The organism is Nonomuraea sp. NPDC049624 (genome assembly GCF_040675255.1).
Classification (GTDB): domain Bacteria; phylum Actinomycetota; class Actinomycetes; order Streptosporangiales; family Streptosporangiaceae; genus Nonomuraea.
The window spans coordinates 255,527-274,979 of record NZ_JBFAOR010000009.1 but is presented as its reverse complement, the minus strand read 5'-3'; the positions used below and the strand labels follow the sequence as shown (position 1 = coordinate 274,979).

Genomic DNA, 19,453 nt, shown 5'->3' with positions numbered 1-19,453 from the left:
GCGGGGGCCGCCGACCGGCCGGAGCCGGCGGGCCGTCAGCGGATCGCGCACAGGGCCCGGACGGCATTGAGAAATCGTTGAGCCGGGGGACGCACCATTCGCGTCATGAGCTACGTCGAGGTGGGATGCCGGGTTCTGCTGGTCACCGTCTTCGCGCTCGCACTGTGGGGCAAGATCTCCGGGCGTGAGCCGTGGGCGCGGTTCGTCAGGTCGGTCGGGGACATGACGCCGTGGCGCTCGAACGCCGTCCTGGTAGCGGTCGCGGTCGTCGTGGGGGAGGGCGCGGTGATCGTGCTGGTGGCGACGCCCCTCCGGTGGGCGGCGGTGCTGGGGTTCGCGCTGGCGGCGGCGCTGCTCGCCTCCTTCGCCGTCGCCACCGCCCTCGTCGTACGGCGGGGCGCGGCCGTACCGTGCCGCTGCTTCGGCGGCGACTCGCGGACGCCCATGGGGTGGACGCACGTCGTCCGCGACCTCGTCCTCATGGCGCCGGCCGTACTCGGCCTCGCGGCGTCGTCGTCCTCCGGGGTCGCCGACGTGGGGATGGCATTGATCGCGGGCGTCTCCGGCGCCGCCTTCGGCCTGCTGATCACCCGTACGGACGATAACCTCATCGACGCGTGGCCAAGGCGACCAGGAAAAGGGACCGGTGAAGTACGCAATGTGTGAGCCGAAGCACGAACAGCCGCTCACCGCCCTCGAAAAGGTCGATGCGCCAGGAGCGACGATTTCGATTCTGTCCCGCATCGATTACCGCATCGAAGACATCGGCCGACTTCTCGAAGAGGGACGCAGGGCTTACCGACGGTTACAGCCTGACGCAGGCCCGGAAGAAGTCAATGACGCCGTACCGGACGTGCAGAGCGCCATTTACGAGATCATGCACGCGAACGGCGATCGAATCCCCTTCCCCTTCCCTTCCGGGGTGCCGATCGCGGGCGTCACCTGGTTTCTGGAAGTGGATGAGGCGTTGGGGAAAGACATGCACAGTTCGCCGGAGGAGCCGTTCGGGATCGGCTGCAACACCGAGGACGGCGAGCTCATTTATCAGCACCGCGACATTTATCACCTGACGGCAGAGGCGCTGGAGTCAGCGAGCGAGCCCGGCCTCCGCCTCGGAGAGTGAGTCCGCCGCGCGCCGACCACCTTTACGGCATGACCCCGGACGGTGACGGCGGCTACCGCCGAAGTTGCAGCCGGACAAGCCGCCGTACGGCCGTTGATAGACGAAAAATCTCTATTTTTCGCCGTATTTCACGAGCTCAGGGCCATTGATAGCGTCAGCCGCGCAACACGGAGCGATCCTGGAGGCCAGTGTGGTCATGCGATGGTTGTCAGCACTCATGCTGGTCTTCTCCGGGATCCTCGTGGTGGCGGGGGCGCCCCCGGCCGCCGCCGCGTCGGTTCAGCCGGGACCGGGCCAGTTCTACGGAGTCCGGGCCCGGGTGCTGAGCAACGTGTCGGTCGCGGCGGGGGCCACCACCACGGTCAAGGTGGCGGGGGTGGGCGCGGTGCCCGCGAGCGGGGTCGCGAGCGTCGCGGTGAACTTCGCGGCCAAGGGCGCGAGCGCGGCGGGCGGCCTCATCGTCTTCCCCTCCGACCTGGCCGCGGCGCCCGCGGTGACGGGCACCCGCTACCGGTCCGGCGTGTGGGACGACCAGCTCGTGACGGTCAAGCTCGGCCCGGACGGCGCGCTCAAGGTCAAGAACACCGGCACGGCCGCCGTCAACGTCTACGCCGACGTGCACGGGTACTACACCGCGACGGCCGCCGCGACGGCGGGAGCCCGGTACGTGCCGCTGGACACGGGCCGGGTCATCGGCAACCAGACCGTCGCGGCCAACTCGACCGCCACGTTCGCGGTGGCGGGGGTGGGCGGCGTGCCGGCCTCCGGGGTGGCGTACGTGGCGCTGACGTTCGCGGTGAAGAGCACCGGGTCCGGCAAGATGATCGCCTACCCGTCCGGCGGCACGCTGCCCGTCGGGTCGAACATCGACTACCGGCCGTCCTACTTCCAGTCGAACCTGGTCATCGCGGCCCTCGGCACGGACGGCAAGATCGCCGTCAACAACAACGGGGCCGCCGCGCTGACGGTGTACGCCGACGTCGCGGGCTACTTCGCGACGCCCGCCGCCACGGTCGCCTCCTCGATCTTGGCGCCCGTCGCCCCGTCACGGACCCTCACCTCCGTGACGGTGGCGGCGGGCGCCTCGTACACGGTCGCCCCGCTGGGCAAGGGCGGTGTGCCGGCCTCCGGGGTGAGCGCGGTCGGCGTGAACATCACCGCCAAGGGCACGGCGAACGGCCTGCTGCGCGTCCACCCCACGGGCCAGTCGAGCATCCCGGGCGGCGGCTCGATCGCGTACCAGCCGAACGACTTCTGGTCGAGCCTGGTGCCGGTGAAGGTCGGCACCGGCGGCACGTTCGTGATCCTGAACACCGGCACGGCGAGCGTGAGCGTGACCGTCGACACCTTCGACTACTACGCGTCGGCGTCCGTGCCGTCCGCCCCGGCCGGCGTGAGCGCGTCGGCGGGCGACGCGTCGGCGACCGTCTCCTGGCAGCGTCCCGCGGACGGCGGCGCGCCGATCACCGGGTACACGGTCACCGCCGCCCCCGGTGGCAGGACCGCGACGGTCTCCGGCGACCTGCTGAAGGCCACGGTCACCGGCCTGGCCAACGGCACCGCGTACACCTTCACCGTGACCGCCGCCAACGCGGTGGGCAGTTCGGCGAAGTCGGCCGCGTCCGCGCCGGTGACGCCGGCCGGGGCGGTCACCCGTCCCTCGCCGCCGCTCGGGGTGTCCGCGACGCCGGGCGACCGCACGGCGAAGGTCACCTGGCGCGCGCCCGCCTCCGACGGCGGCTCGGCGATCACCGGGTACGTCGTGACGTCCTCACCCGGCGGCGCCACCGTGAACACGACGGACACGCAGGCCACGGTCACCGGCCTGACCAACGGCACCGCGTACGCCTTCACCGTCACGGCGGCCAACGCGAGCGGGGTCTCCGACGCCTCCGCGCCCGCCGACCCGGTCACCCCCGGCGTCGCCGGCCGGCCCGGCCGCCCGTTCGTCACCGGCGTGTACGGCAGGGACGGCGCGGTACGCGTCACCTGGGCCCCGCCCGAGACCGGCGCCGCGGGCGTGACCGGCTACGTCGTGACGGCCTCACCCGGCGGCGCCACCGTGAACACGACGGACACGCAGGCCACGGTCACTGGCCTGACCAACGGCACCGACTACTCCTTCACCGTCACCGCGGTCGGCGCGGCGGGCGCGGGAGACCCGTCGCCGCCCTCGGACGCGGTGCGCCCGGCGCCCGCCGAGGTGCCCATGTCCCCGCCCGCGCTGCTGGTGACCCCCCTCGACCAGCGCGTGGACGTGCAGTGGGCGCCCGCGGTGGACGGCGGCTCGCCGATCACCGGGTACACGGTGACCGTCCAGCCCGGCGGCCGGACCGTCGACACGCCGCCCGACACGACGGTCACCTCGGTGACCGGGCTGGCCAACGGCACCGCGTACACGGTCTCGGTCGTGGCCAGGAACGCGGTGGGCGCGAGCGTCCCGAGCACCGCGGCGGCGGTCACCCCGGCGGCGAGCCGGCCGCCCGGCGCGCCGACGCACCTGCGGGCCGGGCTCCCGGCCTCCGGCAGCGTCCAGGTCAGCTGGGACGCGCCCGCCGACGTCGGCACCGGCCCCGTCACCGGCTACACGGTGACGGCCAGCCCCGGCGGGAAGAGCGCGACGGTCACCGCCACCACCGCCACGATCTCGGGGCTGGACCCGGCCACGGCCTACACCTTCACCGTGCGCGCCGCCAACGCCGCGGGCACCGGCACGGCCAGCGCCCCGACCGAGGCGATCACGCCGAAGCTCACGGTCAAGAGCGAGCCGCGGGTGTTGTCCCCGCAGGCGGCGGTCACGCTGCGGGCCGTACGGGGGCGGGTCCTGGAGTTCGAGAACCCGCCGGCGGAGGTCACCGGGCTCACCGCGGGCACGCTGCTCGTCATCGGCCAGACCGAACGCACCCCCGAAGGGTTCTTCGGCAAGGTGTCCGGCACCGCGCTGCAGAACGGGCGGTTCGTCGTCTCGACCACGGCCGCCTCGCTGAGCGACGCCTTCACCGACGCCAACTTCGCCACCGACGGCCGCGTGGACTCCGGCGACCAGGTGGAGTTCGTGCCGTCGGTGCCGGGGGCGAGGCTCGTCAAACCCGTCGAGAACACCAGTAACCGGGCGGCCGGGCCGCGGATCGGCCTGCGGGACGGGAACCTGGTCATCGAGTTCGAGGAGTCGTTCGAGCAGAAGGGCCGCTCGGTCACGAAGGTCGAGGGCTGGGCGGTGATCGACCAGGACACCAAGATGGGCGCCAGCACCGACTCCGCCGGCCGGGGCGTGGACATCAGCAACACCACGAAGATCAGCTCCGAGGTGCGGGTGAAGCAGGGCCTCGGGTTCGCCTTCGACAAGCGGGTGCACCTCGGGCACGTCAACGGGCCGTGCTTCTCGTTCATGGTGGGCAAGGTGCCGGTCGTGGTGTGCGTGCGCTTCTCGGTCGCGCTGTCGGTCGAGGCGTCCGCGTCGGTCGGGCTGAGCTTCGCCGTCCACTGGGACAAGCAGTTCGGCACGCGCTGCCACACCGGCAAGAGCGGCACGTCCTGCACCCCGAACGACGGCGGCCCGGGCTTCTACAGCGACGGCGGCGTGGGGGCCTACGGCGACGGCACGGTCACCGCCGCCGTCTCCACCGACGTCGAGCTCCTGCTGTACGGCCTGGCGGGCCCCGCCCTGGTGGTGGACGTGCCGGGCGTGCAGCTCAAGGCCGACACCACGCAGAACCCGTGGTGGGAACTGCGGGTGCTGGCCCGGCTCGGGGCCGCCATCGACCTGGGCGCGATCGGCAAGGACTACTCGGTCTGGCGCAAGGACGACATCATCAGCTCGTTCTGGACGGTCACCCACGCCGCGGGCGCGTTCCAGGGCATCAAGGTCACCCCTCAGCTCGGCGGGGTGGGACCGGGGCAGAACTACCAGTTCAAGGTCAGCGTCTCCGGCTATCCCGACGACGTCGTCACCCAGTGGAAGCTGATCAGCGGCCCCGGCACGCTGACCGCGGACGGCCTGTACAACTCCGCGCAGGAGGGCGTGGCCGAGGTCGAGGTGACCAGCCCCGCGACCGGCGGGCACCCGCAGCTGCAGGCCCGCGGCGGGGTCGAGGTCGGCACCAAGTACGGCACACCCGGACCGCCCAAGCTCGACACCTACACCGCGCCGACGCTGCGCGGGGCCACCGTGAGCTGGTCGCCGCCCGCCGACACCGGCATGAGCGACATCTCCGGCTACGTGGTGACGGCGACGGCCGAGGACGGCAGCGGGACCGCGCGTGCGTTCGCCTATGGCGGCGACGCGACGCACCAGCTCGTCCAGGGGCTCACGCCCGGGGTGACGTACAGCGTCACCGTGATCGCGCAGAACGCCCAGGGCAGCGGCGAGCCGTCCGCCCCGCTGAAGCTGACGCCGACGGACGTGATCTTCCTCGGCCCGCCCTCCACGCTCGGCGCGGACCTCGCGGGCAGCACCGAGACGCAGGGCCGCCCCGACTCCTCCGGGACGGCCGGCGGCGCCACCGGCGCCGCGGCCTCCGGCGACGGCCGCTACATCTTCTTCCTGACCAAGGCGCGCAGCAACCTCATGCCGGACGACCGGCGCGTGCCCTCCAGCACGGCGCCGTTCATCCTGCGCAAGGACACGCAGGGCGGCGGCACGCAGGTCGTGTCCATGGGCGCCGACGGCGTCACCCCGGTCACCGGTTTCGTCGGCGGCCCGCTGGCCGGCCGGAAGGGCAACGTGGTCGCCTTCACCTCGCTGGAGTGGACCGGCGTGCTGACCCCGAGGTCGGTCGTGCACGACATCGCCGCCAGGACCTCCTGGACGCTGGAGGAGTACGGCTACGTCTCCGCCGTCAGCGACGACGGGCACGCGGTCGTGTACTGGAAGAAGCTGGACGTGCACTCGGCCACCTCCCGGTGGAACCTGTACCGGCAGGTCAAGGGCGGCGCGGCGCAGAAGCTGACCTCGTGCGACTCCCAGACCGACGGCGACTGCCCGACCTCGACGGGCGAGGGCGTCCTGTCCGGCGACGGCAACCGGGTGACCTGGTCCACCTACGACGCCACCGCCCAGAAGTACCGCACCTGGCTGTACGACGCCGCCGCCGGCGGCACGACGGAGATCTTCCCGGGCGCCGACGTCGGCGACCCGATCATCTCCGGCGACGGGCAGGTGGTGGCGCTGCGGTTCACCGCGCATCCGTCCCAGACCTCGTGCCTGATGGTCGCCAGGATCGGCGGCGCCACGCCGGGCGCGGGCAACTGCCTGGTCCCCGAGGACGTCAACGGTCACGGCAAGGCGCTGTTCCTCAGCCAGAAGGGCACCGCGCTGGCCTACGAGTACACCGACGACGACTCGGTGCGCAGCCTGCGCAGCTACCGGGGCGGTGTCACCCATCTGGCGGGCGGCGCGCCGGGGCAGTCGTGGCCGGTGACGGCGTTCATCACCGACGACGACCAGCGCCTGATCTACACCCTCGGCTACGACGGCGGCACGGCCACCGCCGACACCGTCGTCGCCCACGAGGTGCCGGGCGTGTGGTGGGACTTCACGACGGGCGGGATGCCCGGTGGCGCCCCGGCGCCCGCCGCCGCGTCCGACACGGCATCCGACACGGCATCCGACACGGCGTCCGACCGGCGCGCGCCGGCTCGCGATCTACGGGTGCGCATGCCCGACAAGCCGGTCACGCTCGGCTCGACGCGGCCACATCCGGACGTTTCCTCCTCCCGCGATTGACGCCGGCGGGGGATCGGAGAACTGTCGGCGACAGCTACTGGGCGCGGTCGGGCCAGACGGGGCCCTGGTCGGTCCAGACGACACCCTTGTTGCGGCACAGGCAGAAGGGGTGGCCGACGGGGTCGGTGTAGACGCGCCACCCATAGCCGTTGGGCCCGATGAACTCCTGCCGCAGGGACGCGCCGAGGGCCAGGACGCGGCTCTGCTCGGCCTCGACGTCGTCGACTTCGAAGTCGAGGTGGAACTGCTTGGGGTGCTCGCTGTCGGGCCACTGCGGGGCGCGGTAGTGCTCCACCGGGTTGAAGGCCAGCTCGATCTCGCCGAACTGGATGCCGGCCCAGTTCTCGTGGCTGCCCTCCTTGACCGGGCGACCCGTCACCGCGGAGTAGAAGGCCGCCAGTTTCAGCGCATCCGGGCAGTCGATGATGAAGTCGGTGAGTCGCAGCATCCCGCGATCCTGTCACAAGATCCAGTACGTCGGCCGTTAAGCAGGGCGGCCGATCTGTGGGCGGCGAAACAGTGTGCGCGCATCCGCTATCCGGAGGAAGAGACCAGGGTCATGGATCGTCTCGGCATAGGCCCTCGCAAAAGGAGCTGCGGGAGGTGGCCTTCTCCGCCCGCCGCAAGGGCCCGTCGCGCCGATCCCACCTCGTGCGTCGCCCCCCGCCCCCGTGCCTGGTGACGTGACGCCGCGGCGGGGTGCCGTCATGGAGAGGCCGGTGCCACCGTGCCGGACGTCAGGGCCGCCTGCACGATGCGGAGTGCTTCGGCCGCGTCGAGGCCGACGCTGGCGATCACGGCGGCGTAGTCGGCGGCCGCCCGCCGGGCCCGTTCCCGGCCCTCCTCGCCGGCGGCCGACACGAACGAGCCCGCCCGCCCGCGCGTCTCGATCAGCCCCGCCTCCTCCAGCTCCCGGTACGCCCGGCCGACCGTGTTGACGGCCAGGCCGAGGTCGGCCGCCAGGTGGCGGATGGTCGGCAGCCGGGCGCCCACGGCGAGCGTGCGGTTCTGGATCTGCCGGGCGAGCTGGGCCCGCAACTGCTCGAACGGCGGCACCGGCGAGCCCGCGTCGATGACGATCATCGCAGGCCCACCGCGCGCCGCGCCGTGGCCGCGTACGACGGGGTCCTGGCATGGACGGCGACCAGGGCGAGCACCCCCAGCACCAGGAAACCCACCGCGGCGGCGCTCCACCATCCGGGCGCGAACCCGGACAGCAGCACCACCGGCAGCGCCCACAACACGGGCGGCGCGTAGCTCTCGCGGGCGTCCTCGATCCGCATGACGACGTCGGCCGTCAGGGAGATCTCGTCCTCGGCCACGACGGGCCGGGCCAGCGTCTCGCGCAGTTGCAGGACGGCGACGAGGGCGACTCCGGTCACGGCGACCAGCAGCACCACGGCGGCGTACCGTGCGGTGCCCTCGGTGACGGCCAGCGCGCTCACCCCCAGCGCGAACGCGCAGGCGAAGGTGGCGCCCGCCACGACGGCGTAGGGCCGTCCGAGCAGGGCGGCCCAGCCGAGCCGCACCGGATGGGCCGCCCGTCGCGGCAGCGTGGCCCCGGCGCGCCGGTCGACGCGCCGCACCCAGGCGTCCAGCAGGGTCTGGGTCAGCAGCAGCGCGGCGATCGACCCGCTCAGCGCCAGCATCGGCGCCGGCCGGCCCGGCCCGGCGCCGCCGGAGGCTCCCGGCAGGGCGGCGACCTGCGCCAGGGAGGCCGCGATGATCAGCACGGCCAGCAGGACGCTGCCCAGCAGCCGCACCCGCCGCCGCACCGCCAGGCGCGTGGCCAGCAACGGCGTCGGCGTGCCGTCGCCCAGGCCGTGCCGCCGCAGCCAGGTCTCGGCGGACCGGACGTCGGCCGGCGGCGGTCCGGCGTCGGACGTGGAAGCGTTCGTCATGCCTCCTCCTTTTGTCGCAAGCTTTGTAGCAACATGGTGCGTCATTCCTTGCGACAAAGTCAACGCCCGGGACGCTCGCCCGCGCGAGGACGCGCAGATCTGACGGACACGTTTGCGACATTCGCCGGGACTGTTCGACAGGGCGGCCGTAGGGTGCGGTCATGGACTGGCAGACCTGGCACGACGAATACGACCTCGACGACTCCGTCCTGGCGCGGCGGCTGCAGGTCGTCCAGGACCAGCTTCGGCTGGCACTGGACGCTCGCCCGCCTGGTCCGCTGAAGGTGATCAGCTTGTGCTCGGGGCAAGGCCGTGACCTTCTCGGCGTGATGGCCGATCATCCCCGTCGTGGCGACGTCCGGGCGCGCCTGGTCGAACTGGATCCAGGCAACGCCGCGATCGCCCGGGCCGCGGCCGCGGCCGCAGGGCTGGACCAGGTCGAGGTGGTGACGGCTGACGCCGCGCTCACCGACCACTACCAGGACCTGGCGCCGGCCGACATCGTGCTGGCCTGCGGGATGTTCGGCAACATCACCGACGAGGACATCGAGCGCACGATCGGCTTCTGCCCACAGCTGTGCGCCACCGGCGCCACCGTCATCTGGACGCGGCACCGCCGCGCGCCGGACCGGGTTCCGCTGATCTGCGCCTGGTTCGAGGAGCGAGAATTCGACCGGACGTGGCTGTCCGACCCCCAGGCGGGTTTCGGCGTGGGGGTGCATCGCTACACGGGCCGGCCGCAGCCGCTGGCTCTCGGCGAGCGCATGTTCCAGTTCGTCGGCTACGACGTCCTCGAGGACACCAGCCCGCAGGCTTGAACCCTGGCGCGACCGCCCGTGATCCGGCGCTGCGCGGGGTGCCGGCTACCCGGCGGAGACGGTGATGTCTCCGGAACCCGTGGTCAGTGACATCTTGCGCGGCGAGGAGCCGTCCTTCTTGACCGAGATGCCGGCGTCGCCCGAGGCCGTACTGGCCTTCACGTCGTAGGTCTCGTCGGGGACGGTGAGCACGACGTCGCCCGAACCGGCCGACAGCTCGACGCTCTCCGGCGCGACCGCGTACTTCAGGGTGACCTTGCCCGATCCCTCCTTGACCAGCAGCTTCTTGCCGCCCAGGCCGTCACCCTTGATGTCGCCGGAGCCGGCCTCCAGGTCCAGAGGGCCGGTGAGCGACCGCAGGGTGAGATCGCCCGAACCGGCGTCCACGTCGACCGGCACCCCCTTGGGGACCTCCACCTGGTACTCGACCCCGCAGGTGCCCCACGACTTCGCGCAGTCGTAGGAGACGGACAGCGTGCCGCCCTCCACCTTGTGCGCGGCCCGCGGCTTGTCGTTGCTCCAGTAGAGCCTCTCGGTCACGCTGACATGGGCGGCATCCGACTCGGTGACGGTCACGTTCCCGCTGCCGCTTCTGAGGTGAAGCCGCTGCACCTTCTCCTTGACCTGGTACGTGCTGGTCTCCTCGTTCTTCGGTTTGCCGATGGCGTCCAGGCCGCACCCGGTCAGGAGCACCGCGGAGGCCAGCAGGCCGCCCGCGATCGCAGTGATCTTCATGCCGTCCATCCTGTCCGGCCTCGCCGCGGCCTGCATCAGGGATGCCCCCGACAGGTCCCCGGGAGAACCCTCACCTCGGACGACCCTGTCCGTAGCGGGGGCAGAACGGGCATGTGATCTCAGGGGCTTTCCACGAAGCGCGCGCCCGGTCCGGGAGTGCGGCAGACGTCTTCCGGGGCGAGGTGGCGGTGCCCCGCGGCGCACTCGAGGACGATCTTGACCGGTTCGTCGCAGGGGCTCGCGTCATCGACGGGCCGGTGCCGGACGATGACGGACGGGCCCTGCGGGTCGGCGAGGTACGTGTCGCCCCATTCCAGGAGCGCCACGAGCGTGGGCCGCAACGCCCGGCCCTGCTCGGTGAGCTCGTAGGCGAAGCGCTGCCGGTCCCCGGGCTCCTGGTAGGGCACGCGGCGCATCACTCCCGCGGCCACCAGGGTCTCGAGCCGGGTCGCCAGGAGATTCTTGGCGATCCCGAGGCGGGAGTGGAACTCTCCGAACCGGCGCGCGCCGTCCAGCGCCTCACGGACGATCAGCAGCGACCAGCGTTCCCCCACCACCGAGAGGGCGCGCGCCACCGAGCAGTTCACCGGGTCGATTCGCCGCGTCTCCATGGGAGGAGTGTACCCGTCTGGGTTTACAAGCTGTACTCAGCCCTCGTAGACTCCCGGCCTGAGTTGAAGAACTAAACTCACAGAGGAGATCGACCATGCCCATGCTCGACGTGTACATCCCTGACGGGGCGCTCCAGCCGGACGCCGAGGCGGCCCTGCTGAACCGCATCACCGAGATCCTCATCCGCAACGAGGGATTCGACCCCGCCGACCCGGTGAGCCGTTCCGTCTCCTGGCTCTGGCTGCACCGGCCGGCCGGCGTCTACGTCGGCGGACAACCCGCGGACGCGCCCCGCTACAAGGTCGTCCCGTCCGTCCCCGAGGGCCAGCTCGACGAGCGGAAGCGCGCGAGCGTCATCTCCGAGGTCACCGAGGCCATCCTCGACGCGGAGAACGGCGCCTGGCCGCGTGACGCCGGCCGGATCTGGGTCTTCCCCACCGAGATCCCCGAGGGGCACTGGGGCGGCAGGGGCCAGGTCAGCCCGCTCGCGACGATCCTGGCCCGGCTCACCGGCGACGACACCGAGCGCGCCCGTACGCTCGCGCGTGAGCGGATCGCCGCCACCCGAGCCGAACACGCCCGCCTGCCCTGATCGGCGGCGGACGACGGGGGATCGAGGCGGCCGACTTCGCGCCGCCCGGACCGGCATGCGAACGGCGCGTCACGTCACCACGGGGCGAAGGCTCTCCGACGCGACACCCGCTACGGGCGCGCTGGTGAACCGGCCGGGCTCCGGTCGATCCAGGCCGGGTCCGCGACGAGGGCCTGGAGCTCGTTCACGAGCCGGGCGGAGTGGAACCCGTCGGCGGCGGCGTGGTGCACCTGGAGGGCGAGGGGGAGCAGGACCCGGCCGTCGCGCTCGGTGTACCGGCCGAGGGTGAAGATGGGGGCCAGGTGGTCCCAGTTGTCGCCGATGTTGAGGTTGAACCCGGTGAAGGACGCCCACGGCAGGCTCGACACGTCGAACGTGTTGGACGGCGGCGGCCCCTGAGGGAAGAACTCGGTGGCGCGGCCGTGCTCGGCGAGCAGGGGAGCGGCGACGTCGTGGAAGGCGGCGAAGTCGGGGTCGTAGGGCGCCCACACGCACGCGAACGTCTCGCGTTCGGGGTTGAAGACCGTGAAGGCCGGATGCACGACGGGCCAGACGGCCGGCTCGCCCGAGGCGGTGAGGCACATCCTGAACTCGTCGTGCCGGTTGACGACCGTGGCGATCGCCCACACCTGCGCGAGGTAGGACTTGCGCCGCGACCGGCCGAGCGCCGCCGTGAACGCGGTGACGTCGATCTCCACCGTGATCGAGTACGTGCACGGGACGGCCCGGCGGTAGTGCTCGAAGTGCTGCCGGCGCGGCCAGGCATCGGTGTCGATCGGGATGGGGGTGTCCATGACCCCATCATCCCAACCGTCATCCGGCCGCCGGACCGGACGGAATGTCGGCCGCGGCGGATACGGTCACCTGCCATGAACACCCAGTACGGCTGGCCCGCCCTCTTCGCGGCGAAGGGCCTGACCCCCCGGAGCCCCGGCGGCCCGCCGCCCGCGCCGGGCAACGCCCTGCACCCTCCGGCCGGCGAGGCGGAGGTCAGCCGGCTCGAAGACCGGCTGGGCACGGCCCTGCCACCGAGCTACCGGCAGTTCCTGCTGTTCGCCGACGGCTGGGGCGACGACGAGTCCGGCCATACCGTGTTGCCGGCCGCGCGGGTCGGCTGGTATCGCGACCTCGAGCCCGAGGCCGCCGGGCTGTGGCCGTCGCCCGGAGAACCGGTCTCCTACAGCGTCCCCGACGAGCTCTACTTCGTCTACGGGGCCGAGCAGGACTGCGTCAACCTGCGGGAGGAGTACGTACGCGACACCCTGCTGGTCGGCTACGGGGATGACGGCGAGTACCTGCTCAACCCGCACGTCAGGACCGCCGACGGCGAGTGGGAGGCCTGGTTCCTCGCGCCCTGGCTGGCGGGCGCCGACCGCCACCGGTCCTTCTGGGACCTGATGAGGACGCAGTAGCGTCCGTCCAGCGCCCCCGCCTCACCGCGGCGCGGGCGCGCCAGGCCCCGCGCGGACGGGCAGCAGGCGGGCCGGCAGGGCCGTGGCCAGCGCGGCGATCAGCGCGGCCGCCAGCATACGCTCCAGGATGATCATGTGGATCGGCCACGGCAGCGCCGTCCGCAGGGGCAGCCACACCAGCTCCAGCGCGAGGGCGTAGAGCACCGCCGCGGCCAGAGCCGTCAGCATGCCCTTCGCGACCGGCGACGTCCCGGACAGCGCGGCCACGCAGGCCGCCAGGGCGGCGCCCGCGGCGGCTCCGGTCGCGATGACGCCCGACAACGCGGTGCCGGAACTCTGGAAGACGTAGCCGTTGACCGTGCCCGACACCATTGCCGTGACCAGCGCCGCGGTGGCCGCGCAGCCCACCGCCAGGGGGACGCGGCCGGTGCGCCGGGGCGCGGGCGGGCGGCGTTCGCCGAGGGTGACCAAACGTACCGCCATCGGGGTCAGGATGAGCAGGACGACGGCGAGCAGCAGCAGGACGCCCCCCGACAGGCGGGAGTCCAGCATGATCTGCGCGCTGATCAGGACCTGGGCCAGCGGGTCGGAGACGGCGGGATATCTCTGCACGTGGGCGATGATGATGTCGGCCTGGATGTCGTAGAACGCCCGCGCGACCAGCGTCACGACCACCGCGATCAGCAGCAGCGGCCCGAGCGCCGACCGCAGCCCGTGCACCCGCGGCGCCCACACCCGCGCCACCCACCGCACCCACACCCCCAGCAGCAGGCCCGCCACCGCCAGCACCACCAGCCCGGCGAGCTGCACCGACACGGGGAACGGCGCCAGCGCATGGTCCGTCATCCTGCTCGGGGCCAGCAGCCAGCCGCCCGCCAGCCCCACGGCCAGGCCCAGCGGCACGTGCACCGCGTCGCCGCGCGCCCCCACGGCCCGCAACGCCCGCAACCCCAGCGCGACGGCCAGCAGCAGGGCGAACACCTCCGCCGGCCACGGCAGCGTGTTGGTGCGTCCCTGCGCGGTCAGCGACGTGGCCGGATCCATGGTCAGGGAGAAACAGCCGCCCAGCGCCAGCGGGAAGACGAAGCCCTGGCGCACCAGCGGCTCCTCGTCCTCCAGCGCGGCCCGCCGGACGGCGAGATGCGGATGGGTGCGCACCCGCAGCGACACCGGCCACCGGCGCGGCGCCGGCGCCTGTTCGAACACGCGGCGCAGCGGTGTCGCGTCCCGCTCCCACGACAACACGCGGGCGTCGGCCATCAGCTCACGCGACTGCAGCACCACCGAACGGGTCAGCCACGACAACACCGCCAGCCCGGCGATCTGGGCGGCGAACAACCACGACAGCGCCGCGCGCGCCCCGAACGGCATCAGCTCCGACCGCAGGAACGGCGCCTGCCCCGACAACACCCCGTTCACGGCGGCGAGCAGACCCGGCACGAGGATCACCGCGGCGTAGGACCGCCACATCGCCAGCGTCACCGCCGTGATGGTCAGGTCCCTGTTGCGCACGTGCGCCAGCTCGTGCAGCACCACCGCACGGAACAGCGGCCGGTCGCGCTCGAACGACATCCAGGTGCCCCGGCTGATCACCACGTACCGGCGCCCGGCCCGGCCGAAGGCCAGCCCGGCCACCGCGGGGTCGAGCACGTCGAGCAGGAAGACGACCCGGCGGCCGCCGAGCACCTCCGCCGCCATCCGCCGCAGCTCCTCGCCCACCTCGCCGCCGACCGGACGCAGCCGCCGGCGGCGGATCCGCCAGGCCGGGCCGAACCAGTACTGCAGCCCGGTGAGCAGGACGAGCGTCGCGAAACAGAGCAACACGCCGAGCCGGAGATCCTGGTGGGCCCCGCGGCTCATCACGTCGCACGCGGGATCGTCCAGGCCCTTCAGCGCCGCGAGCTGGCACGCCTCCCTGACCTTCGCCGGGACCTCCGCCCCCTGCACCGACAGCAGGTCGAAGATCCCCGGCCGGTAGATCGCGGTCGTCGCGAACGCCAGGCTGATCAGCAGGACGAACGCGGACGTGGTGGCCGACGGCAGACGGCCGCTCATGACGGGTTGCGGGCCAGCTCGCTCACCACCGCGTCGGCCAGCGCGTCGGCCTGCGCCTGCGACATGCCCATCCGGCGCGCCTTGTGGTAGGCGACTTTGCGGATCTCCGTCAGCCGGGCCGGCGGCAACGGCGGCGGGCCCGCCGGCTGGGCCTCGGGCAGCTCCCGCGGACGGCGGCGCAACCGGCCGATCAGCCGGCCGGTCCACGAGCCGACGTCCTTGCCCACGTCCGCGAGCACCGTGGTCACCACGCCGGAGACGATCGCCGTCACCAGCAGCTCGTCCACCCCCGGCAACCCGAAACCGAGCGGATCCCGATGCGACCTCGGCCTGGTCCTGCCGCCGAGCGCGTCCCAGGTCTGGTCGAACAGCGGCAGTTCGGCGGGAGCGATCCTGGTCACGACCCGGCGGCTGAGATCCTTGGCGAACACATCGGACACCTAGCCTCCAACAGGAGAATTCCGTTGCCTGAAATATAGGCAGCTCCGAGGCCGGATGTCCTTGGATGCCGGATGTCCTTGGATACTGACGGCCCGGCCCGGCTTCCGCCGCATTTCCTCCGCGTTCCTCCGTGGCCCGTCCGATGACCAGGGCCCTGGTCAGGGCGCTTTTCTGGCTCTTGGGCAGCCTCTGGATCTAGAAGGGCCGGCCTCTGGGGCTGGAGGGAACCGGCGTCCTGCTCGCCGTTGCGGCGTGGGCCTAGGTGGCCTGGCCGGAGTCGTCGGTCAGAGCAACCGCGGTCAAGGTGAGGTGCCGGACCAGGACCTCGGCCGCGGTGTCGGCGTCGCGGGCCAGCGCCGCTTCCTCCAGTCTGCGGTGCTCCTTGGCGCCGTCCCGGCCGGGGTTGCGGTGCGCCGACCAACGGCGGGCCAGCTCACTCGCGGTCCACAGCCGGTCGAAGGTCTCCAACAGCGCGCGGTTGCCACACCCCTCCAGCAACGTGCGGTGGAAGGCCCTGTGAGCCTCGGCCCAAGCGCCGGTGTAGTACTCGCCCTCCTCCGGCACGTACGCCGGAGTGCGAACCAGACGATGGTGGGCGGCCCGCACACGGGCCTCCCAGTCGAGGTCGCCGCGCTCGATGGACATACGCAGGACGACCGGTTCGACGGTCCGACGGGCCTCCGCGACCTCCTGCCAGCGGCGGTCGGAGAAGGCCGGGACGGCGAAGCCGCGGTTGGGCAGCCGGTCGGCGAGCCCCTCGCCGACCACCCGCACGAGCGCCTCGCGCACCACGGCCAGGCTCACGCCCTGCTCCTTGGCCAGGTCCTGCGGCTTGAGCGGGGCGCCAGGAGGGTGGTCGCCGCGCATGATCGCGTCCCGGAGGTGTGCGTAGACCTGCTCGGAGAGCATCTGCTTCCCCGGTGAGATCGAGGGGTGCGCCATCTGAGCCATGAGCTCATCATAGACGATCCTCGAATAATCGATTATTTGTGCTACGGTCGATTAAGTAACCGCACTCGTCCGGAAAGGAACGACCGCTGTGCCTGCCAACGACCCCTTCGCCCGCTTTCCCAAGGCGGCCTCCTTCACCGTCACCAGCACCACCGTCACCGACGGCGCCCCCTGGCCGCCCGAGCAACGCTCCTCCGGCCTGCCCGGCGGGAAGGACACATCCCCGCAGCTGTCCTGGACCGGCGCCCCGGACGGCACCAAGAGCTATGCCGTCACCGTCTACGATCCCGACGCCCCCACCGGGTCCGGGTTCTGGCACTGGGCGGTCGCCGACATCCCCGCCACCGTCACCGAACTGCCCGAGGGAGCCGGCGACGACACCGGCTCACAGCTGCCGGAGGGCGCCTACCAGTTGCCCAACGACGCCCGCGTGGCCCGCTACATCGGCGCCGCCCCGCCGGCCGGACATGGCCCGCACCGCTACTTCGTCGTCGTGCACGCCCTCGACATCCCCTCGACAGGCGTCCCGGCCGACGCCACGCCGGCCGTCCTCGGCTTCACCATGGCCGGTCACACCCTCGGACGCGCGATGTTGATCGCGACCGCCGAGACACCCGCCTGACAGCACCGCCCGACTCCCAGGAGAAACAACCACGATGCACCTTCCCGACTCCGCCCGCCCCGGCGACGGCTTGATGGACCTGAACGCCGTCCGTGACATCAGCCGCGCCATCAGTGCCGCCCACCTGTTCATCTATCTCGTCCCCGAAACCGCCGAGGAGGCGGTCGAGCTCGGCGTGAGCGACCGCGGGCCGGCGTATCTGGCCTTCAGGTCGGCCGCGATGGGCGCGGTTCCGTGGCAGGTCACGCTCGCGGCCTTCTACAACTTCAGCCCGCGTGCAGTGCGGGCCATGGCGGGCGTGTGGGACGTCGCACCGCCCGGGCGATGGCAGGCCGCCCGCTTCCTGGCCGCCGGCCGGGCGATGCGGCGCGTCAACGTACAGCTCACCGACGACCACCTTGCCGAGGCGCGCTCGCTGATCGACCCGGTCGTCGCCGGCGCCGACTACGCCGGCAAGGTGCTGGCCGCCGCGAACGCCTCGGTCGTGCTTCCCGCCGATCCTCTCGTCGCGCTCTGGCAGCAAATCACGGTGGCGCGCGAGTGGCGCGGCGACGCCCATCTCGTCGTACTCGCCGACAACGACCTCGGGCCGTGCGACTGCCTCGTTCTGCACACCGCAACCGGCCGCCTCCCGACGGCTCTCGCACGAGCGACCCGCCAGTGGGACGACGAGGAGTGGAGCGCGGCGACGGCACGCCTCGTCGCGCGCGGCTGGCTCGACTCCAACGCTGTGATCACCGCCGCCGGCAGTGCGGCACGTGAGCGCATCGACGTGGAGACCGACGAGCACTGCGCCGCTCTGTGGGCGCCGATCGGCGACGCGGGTGCCCGCCGCCTGGCCTCGCTCATCGCGCCGATCGCCAACGCGTTCACCGCGGCGGGAACGTTCCAGACCGTTCGCGGGCGGTCCGATCTTGCCTGAACGCTGATCGCCCATGCGGCCGAGTCAGCCTACGTCCGCATGCTCCACGACGGCGCTCGGCGACGACGGGGTCCACGCCGCGCAGCTCACGGTGGTCGGCCCCTTCGGCCCTGGCGCCCGCCACGAACCGGACGCGGTGGCCGACGAACTGTGGCAGCTGCACACCCGGCGCGAGCAGGGCGTGTGGTCCCCGACGGGTCCCCAAGCAGGCGGTTCAGAGGGGGATCCGCCACAAGGCGGCCCATACGCAGGATCCACCAGCGCGTTTTACTACCCGGTCATCCTGAACAAGGGCTACCGCGTAAGCAGGGATGTACAGGTAGGGACGACCGCCGGGAAGCCGGAATTGGGAAATGATCAGCAAAAGCCCTCGCCGCCAGATTCTGGCTCAACTCCGATCGGTGGTCATCTGAAGCGTCTTTGTGATGCGCAACCCAGACTGATCCCCGCAGGATCGCGCACCATAGACGCTGTTCCGACGACTCGGGGACCCCCGCCCGAGGGGTTCCGGGCCGCCCGTTCTGTGGCAGTTGCCTGCTGCCCGGCAGTGTGGAGATGGTGAACCGCGATGTCAGGTACGCCCGGCCGTCCGGCGCACGGACGGCACGGACGTGCCCGACCTTGTGAGCTACCAGTTGGCGTCGCTGATGGGCTCCAGCCGGAACTTCTCGTTGTCTTGGTGGCCGGAGTCGTACTGGTTCACGCTGGCACCGTCCTTGAGGCCGGCGTTCTCGATGGCCGGCACCTTGCCCGAATGCTTGACGATCAGCCGGGCGCGAGAAGGGAAGGAAGCCATGGTTACCTCCTTGGTAGGGGAAATCGGGGGGGAGGGGCCTGACACACACCGGACGGCGTGCCCTCTGCCAGTGGTCTCCACATTGAGCCGGTCGACGCTCAAGGGGCAACACAGAAAAAGCGGCCATATATTCTTCGGCCATGAATTCCGGTAGATGCGCCCGTCAAGAAAGCCTGTGATGAGCTGCCGAACCACGGCGCGAGCAGCAGCGGCGTGCCCGCAGTGGTGAAGTCCACGGACAGCATCTGGTTGAAAGCGGTGCACCCTCGATGTCAATCACCAGCCCCCATTCGGTCGGTGATCGAGGCAACGACGCCCGTTCGTCTCTATGAAACTTGATTACGGGCGGGAAATCACCCTCCAGTCCTGGCCCGCATCTGGACAGGATTCAAGCCTCCGCCACTTAATCCCACCAGCGGTGCCAGGCAAGATCACCACGAGGTGTCCGGCAGTCCGTCCGAGGAGCCGGCGCAGGCGACTGTCACCGTTCAGATCCGATGACAATGGCAGAAGTGGGGTCGAGGGCCGGCCGTACGGAGAACTGATGTCAAACTACGCCGGGCCAAAGCACTGGTGCTGGTCGGGTTATCGCCCATGGAGAGATGACTGAATGGCTATGTCCATGTGACGCCGGCGCTTGGTCGCTATTGGCCGGTAGGCAGGTGATTGTTGACGTGCGCGACGACGAACTCACCGCCCGCGGGACAGAACAACCTGATCGCCGATCCGGCGGCGGGCGACAGCGCGA

The 19,453-nt window shown here is 71.6% G+C and carries 18 protein-coding genes; 8 read left to right on the top strand and 10 right to left on the bottom strand.

The features are described from left to right. The first annotated feature begins 105 nt into the window (after window positions 1-105). The 3 genes from AB0J76_RS35130 to AB0J76_RS35120 all read left to right on the top strand — a co-directional run bounded on the left by AB0J76_RS35130 (window position 106) and on the right by AB0J76_RS35120 (window position 6,848). Entirely contained in the window at window positions 106-666 is a 561-nt protein-coding gene (locus AB0J76_RS35130) for a MauE/DoxX family redox-associated membrane protein (RefSeq protein ID WP_352319990.1), read from the top strand. Beyond that, window positions 647-1,123, top strand: coding sequence for a hypothetical protein (locus AB0J76_RS35125; RefSeq protein ID WP_352319988.1), 477 nt, complete (start codon window positions 647-649; stop codon window positions 1,121-1,123). The genes AB0J76_RS35130 and AB0J76_RS35125 overlap by 20 nt, the downstream gene beginning before the upstream one ends. 196 nt (window positions 1,124-1,319) lie before the next feature. Then, window positions 1,320-6,848 (top strand): fibronectin type III domain-containing protein, encoded by a 5,529-nt coding sequence (locus tag AB0J76_RS35120; protein WP_364391987.1) that lies wholly within the window; start codon window positions 1,320-1,322, stop codon window positions 6,846-6,848. A 34-nt stretch (window positions 6,849-6,882) separates the two neighbouring features. Here AB0J76_RS35120 and AB0J76_RS35115 read toward each other — a convergent pair whose 3' ends face one another. The 3 genes from AB0J76_RS35115 to AB0J76_RS35105 form a co-directional block, all read right to left on the bottom strand. Continuing rightward, on the bottom strand, window positions 6,883-7,296 hold the full coding sequence (locus AB0J76_RS35115) for a VOC family protein (RefSeq protein ID WP_352330919.1): 414 nt from the start codon (window positions 7,294-7,296) through the stop codon (window positions 6,883-6,885). A gap of 257 nt (window positions 7,297-7,553) precedes the next feature. Next, a complete protein-coding gene (locus AB0J76_RS35110; protein WP_352330917.1) occupies window positions 7,554-7,931 on the bottom strand; it encodes a GntR family transcriptional regulator in 378 nt (125 codons plus the stop codon). Then, window positions 7,928-8,749: a hypothetical protein gene (locus AB0J76_RS35105; protein ID WP_364391982.1), complete on the bottom strand. Its 822-nt coding sequence runs from the start codon at window positions 8,747-8,749 to the stop codon at window positions 7,928-7,930. The genes AB0J76_RS35110 and AB0J76_RS35105 overlap by 4 nt, the downstream gene beginning before the upstream one ends. 161 nt (window positions 8,750-8,910) lie before the next feature. Here AB0J76_RS35105 and AB0J76_RS35100 point away from each other — a divergent pair, with 161 nt between their 5' ends. Then, complete coding sequence (locus AB0J76_RS35100) at window positions 8,911-9,567, top strand: SAM-dependent methyltransferase (protein ID WP_352325557.1); 657 nt, start codon at window positions 8,911-8,913, stop codon at window positions 9,565-9,567. A 45-nt stretch (window positions 9,568-9,612) separates the two neighbouring features. Here AB0J76_RS35100 and AB0J76_RS35095 read toward each other — a convergent pair whose 3' ends face one another. After that, window positions 9,613-10,302: a DUF4097 family beta strand repeat-containing protein gene (locus tag AB0J76_RS35095; RefSeq protein WP_352325555.1), complete on the bottom strand. Its 690-nt coding sequence runs from the start codon at window positions 10,300-10,302 to the stop codon at window positions 9,613-9,615. A 119-nt stretch (window positions 10,303-10,421) separates the two neighbouring features. Beyond that, window positions 10,422-10,913, bottom strand: a complete 492-nt coding sequence (locus tag AB0J76_RS35090; RefSeq protein ID WP_352325554.1) for a helix-turn-helix domain-containing protein — start codon at window positions 10,911-10,913, stop codon at window positions 10,422-10,424. 95 nt (window positions 10,914-11,008) lie between these two features. On the opposite strand from AB0J76_RS35090, the gene AB0J76_RS35085 reads away from it, so the two are divergent. Then, on the top strand, window positions 11,009-11,506 hold the full coding sequence (locus AB0J76_RS35085; protein WP_352325553.1) for a hypothetical protein: 498 nt from the start codon (window positions 11,009-11,011) through the stop codon (window positions 11,504-11,506). 110 nt (window positions 11,507-11,616) lie between these two features. Here AB0J76_RS35085 and catA read toward each other — a convergent pair whose 3' ends face one another. Next, window positions 11,617-12,300 (bottom strand): type A chloramphenicol O-acetyltransferase, encoded by a 684-nt coding sequence (catA, locus tag AB0J76_RS35080; RefSeq protein WP_352325552.1) that lies wholly within the window; start codon window positions 12,298-12,300, stop codon window positions 11,617-11,619. A gap of 75 nt (window positions 12,301-12,375) precedes the next feature. Between catA and AB0J76_RS35075 the strand changes: the two genes are divergently transcribed. Then, window positions 12,376-12,918 carry an SMI1/KNR4 family protein gene (locus tag AB0J76_RS35075; RefSeq protein ID WP_352325551.1) on the top strand — a complete coding sequence of 181 codons (543 nt, stop codon included), beginning with the start codon at window positions 12,376-12,378 and terminating at the stop codon, window positions 12,916-12,918. A gap of 21 nt (window positions 12,919-12,939) precedes the next feature. On the opposite strand, the gene AB0J76_RS35070 is transcribed toward AB0J76_RS35075, so the two are convergent. The 3 genes from AB0J76_RS35070 to AB0J76_RS35060 all read right to left on the bottom strand — a co-directional run bounded on the left by AB0J76_RS35070 (window position 12,940) and on the right by AB0J76_RS35060 (window position 16,365). Further along, window positions 12,940-14,973, bottom strand: coding sequence for a M48 family metalloprotease (locus AB0J76_RS35070; protein ID WP_352325550.1), 2,034 nt, complete (start codon window positions 14,971-14,973; stop codon window positions 12,940-12,942). After that, complete coding sequence (locus tag AB0J76_RS35065; RefSeq protein WP_352325549.1) at window positions 14,970-15,413, bottom strand: hypothetical protein; 444 nt, start codon at window positions 15,411-15,413, stop codon at window positions 14,970-14,972. Before AB0J76_RS35065 ends, AB0J76_RS35070 begins: the two co-directional genes overlap by 4 nt. Before the next feature lie 259 nt (window positions 15,414-15,672). Next, window positions 15,673-16,365, bottom strand: coding sequence for a GntR family transcriptional regulator (locus AB0J76_RS35060; protein ID WP_352325548.1), 693 nt, complete (start codon window positions 16,363-16,365; stop codon window positions 15,673-15,675). A gap of 88 nt (window positions 16,366-16,453) precedes the next feature. Between AB0J76_RS35060 and AB0J76_RS35055 the strand changes: the two genes are divergently transcribed. Together AB0J76_RS35055 and AB0J76_RS35050 are read left to right on the top strand one after the other, a co-directional pair. After that, window positions 16,454-16,987, top strand: coding sequence for a YbhB/YbcL family Raf kinase inhibitor-like protein (locus tag AB0J76_RS35055; RefSeq protein ID WP_352325547.1), 534 nt, complete (start codon window positions 16,454-16,456; stop codon window positions 16,985-16,987). Between the two features lie 73 nt (window positions 16,988-17,060). Then, complete coding sequence (locus AB0J76_RS35050; RefSeq protein ID WP_352325545.1) at window positions 17,061-17,909, top strand: hypothetical protein; 849 nt, start codon at window positions 17,061-17,063, stop codon at window positions 17,907-17,909. A gap of 628 nt (window positions 17,910-18,537) precedes the next feature. On the opposite strand, the gene AB0J76_RS35045 is transcribed toward AB0J76_RS35050, so the two are convergent. Next, complete coding sequence (locus AB0J76_RS35045; RefSeq protein ID WP_352325543.1) at window positions 18,538-18,705, bottom strand: hypothetical protein; 168 nt, start codon at window positions 18,703-18,705, stop codon at window positions 18,538-18,540. Window positions 18,706-19,453: the final 748 nt, after the last annotated feature.

Excerpts from the sequence above, each read along its gene's own strand:
- AB0J76_RS35095 (WP_352325555.1), bottom strand. The coding sequence starts at position 10,302 with ATGAAGATCACTGCGATCGCGGGCGGCCTGCTGGCCTCCGCGGTGCTC.
- AB0J76_RS35120 (WP_364391987.1), top strand. The coding sequence starts at position 1,320 with ATGCGATGGTTGTCAGCACTCATGCTGGTCTTCTCCGGGATCCTCGTG.
- AB0J76_RS35105 (WP_364391982.1), bottom strand. The coding sequence starts at position 8,749 with ATGACGAACGCTTCCACGTCCGACGCCGGACCGCCGCCGGCCGACGTC.
- AB0J76_RS35085 (WP_352325553.1), top strand. The coding sequence starts at position 11,009 with ATGCCCATGCTCGACGTGTACATCCCTGACGGGGCGCTCCAGCCGGAC.
- AB0J76_RS35045 (WP_352325543.1), bottom strand. The coding sequence starts at position 18,705 with ATGGCTTCCTTCCCTTCTCGCGCCCGGCTGATCGTCAAGCATTCGGGC.
- AB0J76_RS35100 (WP_352325557.1), top strand. The coding sequence starts at position 8,911 with ATGGACTGGCAGACCTGGCACGACGAATACGACCTCGACGACTCCGTC.
- AB0J76_RS35050 (WP_352325545.1), top strand. The coding sequence starts at position 17,061 with ATGGACCTGAACGCCGTCCGTGACATCAGCCGCGCCATCAGTGCCGCC.
- AB0J76_RS35060 (WP_352325548.1), bottom strand. The coding sequence starts at position 16,365 with ATGGCTCAGATGGCGCACCCCTCGATCTCACCGGGGAAGCAGATGCTC.
- catA (WP_352325552.1), bottom strand. The coding sequence starts at position 12,300 with ATGGACACCCCCATCCCGATCGACACCGATGCCTGGCCGCGCCGGCAG.
- AB0J76_RS35090 (WP_352325554.1), bottom strand. The coding sequence starts at position 10,913 with ATGGAGACGCGGCGAATCGACCCGGTGAACTGCTCGGTGGCGCGCGCC.
- AB0J76_RS35070 (WP_352325550.1), bottom strand. The coding sequence starts at position 14,973 with ATGAGCGGCCGTCTGCCGTCGGCCACCACGTCCGCGTTCGTCCTGCTG.
- AB0J76_RS35075 (WP_352325551.1), top strand. The coding sequence starts at position 12,376 with ATGAACACCCAGTACGGCTGGCCCGCCCTCTTCGCGGCGAAGGGCCTG.
- AB0J76_RS35110 (WP_352330917.1), bottom strand. The coding sequence starts at position 7,931 with ATGATCGTCATCGACGCGGGCTCGCCGGTGCCGCCGTTCGAGCAGTTG.
- AB0J76_RS35115 (WP_352330919.1), bottom strand. The coding sequence starts at position 7,296 with ATGCTGCGACTCACCGACTTCATCATCGACTGCCCGGATGCGCTGAAA.
- AB0J76_RS35130 (WP_352319990.1), top strand. The coding sequence starts at position 106 with ATGAGCTACGTCGAGGTGGGATGCCGGGTTCTGCTGGTCACCGTCTTC.